The 2408-nt window shown below is 69.8% G+C and carries 3 protein-coding genes; 1 reads left to right on the top strand and 2 read right to left on the bottom strand.

Features of this window, described 5'->3' with window-relative positions:
* A partial coding sequence (locus tag AC27IQ_RS22625; RefSeq protein ID WP_487090878.1) for an Asp23/Gls24 family envelope stress response protein occupies positions 1 to 513 on the bottom strand: 513 nt, incomplete at its 3' end.
* A gap of 302 nt (positions 514 to 815) precedes the next feature.
* Here AC27IQ_RS22625 and AC27IQ_RS22620 point away from each other — a divergent pair.
* Entirely contained in the window at positions 816 to 1778 is a 963-nt protein-coding gene (locus AC27IQ_RS22620) for a tripartite tricarboxylate transporter substrate binding protein (RefSeq protein ID WP_284429744.1), read from the top strand.
* A gap of 79 nt (positions 1779 to 1857) precedes the next feature.
* Here AC27IQ_RS22620 and AC27IQ_RS22615 read toward each other — a convergent pair.
* A partial coding sequence (locus AC27IQ_RS22615; protein ID WP_487090877.1) for a Cof-type HAD-IIB family hydrolase occupies positions 1858 to 2408 on the bottom strand: 551 nt, incomplete at its 5' end.

The raw sequence follows: 2408 nt of genomic DNA, 5'->3' as shown, positions 1-2408 counted from the left end.
GGATGGCGCCGTTGTCGCCAGGGCTGCCAGCCGCGGCGGGCACCGCCGTGGTGGGGTGGGGGCGGCATGCGCGGCGAAGGCGCCGGGTACGTCGTGCGCGTCATGGAACCACGAGGCCACGGCCACGGCCAGAAAGGCCGCCAGCGTCACGCCCAGCGCGCGGCGCGGGCCGCGCTGCGATGGCGAGACCAGGCCGCGGGACACCCAGGGCGTGAGCAGCAGCACCCCCAGCACGAAGAACACGTCGCCCCGTGCAGCAAGCGGCCACCAGTCCAGCCCGGCCTCCCACAGCGACCACAGCAGCGTCACCAGCACCAGCCCGGCATAGACCCACAGGGCGGCGGGGTTGCGCTGGGCCAGCATCCAGCCGGCGAGCAGGGTGGCCAGGCCCGCGGGCAGGTAGTACCACGAGCCGCCCAGGGCGATGAGCCAGACCCCGCCGACGCCGATGGCCAGGCCGATCACGACGAGAAGCACCCCCAGGAAAACAGGCGCGTGGCGTTGGTTGGGCATGACCATTCCTCTTGAATAGGCAGTTCCCGGGCATGGCCTGCGGCCGGATGTGCGGGGGTTGGGGCTGGGAAGCGGCACGCTGGAAGTCGCGTGCGCCGGGGGTGACGTTAAGCGGGCACCCCGCGCCGCCGTGTCGGTTCCGCCCGTCGCCCCATGTAGGACGAACGCACCGGGCCCCGGCACCGGTGCTTTGGAGCCTTGCATGACGCGTGCGCGACAGGGCCTCAGGGTTTCCGGCCTGCAGGGATGGGGCTGTGCTGCGCTGCAATGGTGGTTGCTTACTTTGCGAGAACCGACCGACCATGCAGCGCCGCCATCTCATGCAGCTCGGGGCCGCGGCCCTGGCCGCCCCCGCCCTTACCGCCCGTGCCCAATCCTTCCCCGCCCGGCCCATCAAGCTGGTGATCGCCTTCCCGGCCGGCGGACCCACCGACATCACCATGCGCGTGCTGGCCGACAGCGCCGGCAAGGCGCTGGGCCAGCCGGTCATCGTGGACAACAAGCCCGGCGCCGGCGGCACGCTGCCCGCGCAGCTGCTGCAGTCCTCGGCGGCCGACGGCTACACCGTGGCGCAGATCCCGCTGGGCGTGTTCCGCATGCCCTACACCACCAAGATCAACTGGGACCCGGTCAAGGACATCACCTATGTGCTGAACGTCACGGGCTACGCCTTCGGCGTGGTGGTGCCGGCCGACTCGCCGTTCAAGACCTGGGCGGACTTCGTGGCCTATGCCAAGGCCAACCCCGGCAAGCTCAGCTACGGCTCCACCGGCACGCTGACCAGCCCGCACCTCACCATGGAGCTGGCCGCGCAGCAACTGGGCCTGCAACTGCTGCACGTGCCGTACAAGGGCAGTGCCGACCTGATGCAGTCCATCCTGGGCGGGCAGATCATGGCCGCGGCCGACTCCACCGGCTTCGCGCCGCAGGTCGAGGCGGGCAAGCTGCGCGTGCTGAACACCTGGGGCGCCGAGCGCCTGGCGAAATTCCCCGATGCGCCCACGCTCAAGGAGCTGGGCATCGACGTGGTGCAGAACTCGCCCTTCGGCATCGGCGCGCCCAAGGGCACGCCGCCGGACGTGGTCAGGCGCCTGCACGATGCGTTCAAGCAGGCGATGGACCAGGAGTCCTACCGCACCGCGCTGGCGCGATACGACATGGTGCCGATCTACATGGACAGCGCGCGCTACCGCCAGTTCGCGCAGGACACCTTCACGCGCGAGAAGGCGCTGGTGGAAAAGCTGGGCCTGGGCAAGCCGCTGTAGTCCCTCGCGCACCGGGATGGAGCGCCGCTTGCGATGGATCGATTTGCTATGAAAATAATAGCTACAAGGGCAATATTTTCTAGGGCATGCGGCCCATCGCACCCAAAATGGCCTGCGCGACCTCGGCAAAGCCCGCGCCGCGCTCGCCCCGGGTGACGTAGCGCGGCCGGTGGCGCAGCTGCGGCACGAAGCGCGCCACGTTCGCCACGCCCACGCTGTGGGCGAAGCGCTCGAACATCAGCTGGTCGTTGGTGGAGTCGCCCACGTAGACCCATCGGTCGATCTCGGCGTCCAGGTCGCGCCCCAGGCGCTCGCGCACGATCCAGCGGGCGCCCTCCAGCTTGTTGTGCGCCCCGAACCAGCCGTTGACGTGGATGCTGCTCACCGTGGCATGCATGCCCGCCGCGTGCAGGCGGTCCACCACCTGGTCGATGGCGGCCTGCGGCAGGTGCACGAACTCGCTGTGGTCGATGGCGATGTCGCACTCGCGCCCGGCGGAATCGGTGGCGCGGCGTGCGCCCGGCACCTCGCGCTCGATCTGCGTCAGCACGGCCTGCATCCGCGCGTAGTTGGCCGCCCGCGTCGGCGCATCCTGTTGATACCATTTCGATAGCACGATGCCGGCGTTTT

The sequence above is a fragment of the Acidovorax sp. KPB24-07 genome (assembly GCF_057543315.1).
The sequence above is the reverse complement of the archived record's forward strand: the minus strand, read 5'-3'. Positions and strand labels throughout refer to the sequence as shown.

Coding starts and splice junctions, on each gene's coding strand:
- AC27IQ_RS22620 (WP_284429744.1), top strand. CDS start 816: ATGCAGCGCCGCCATCTCATGCAGCTCGGGGCCGCGGCCCTGGCCGCC.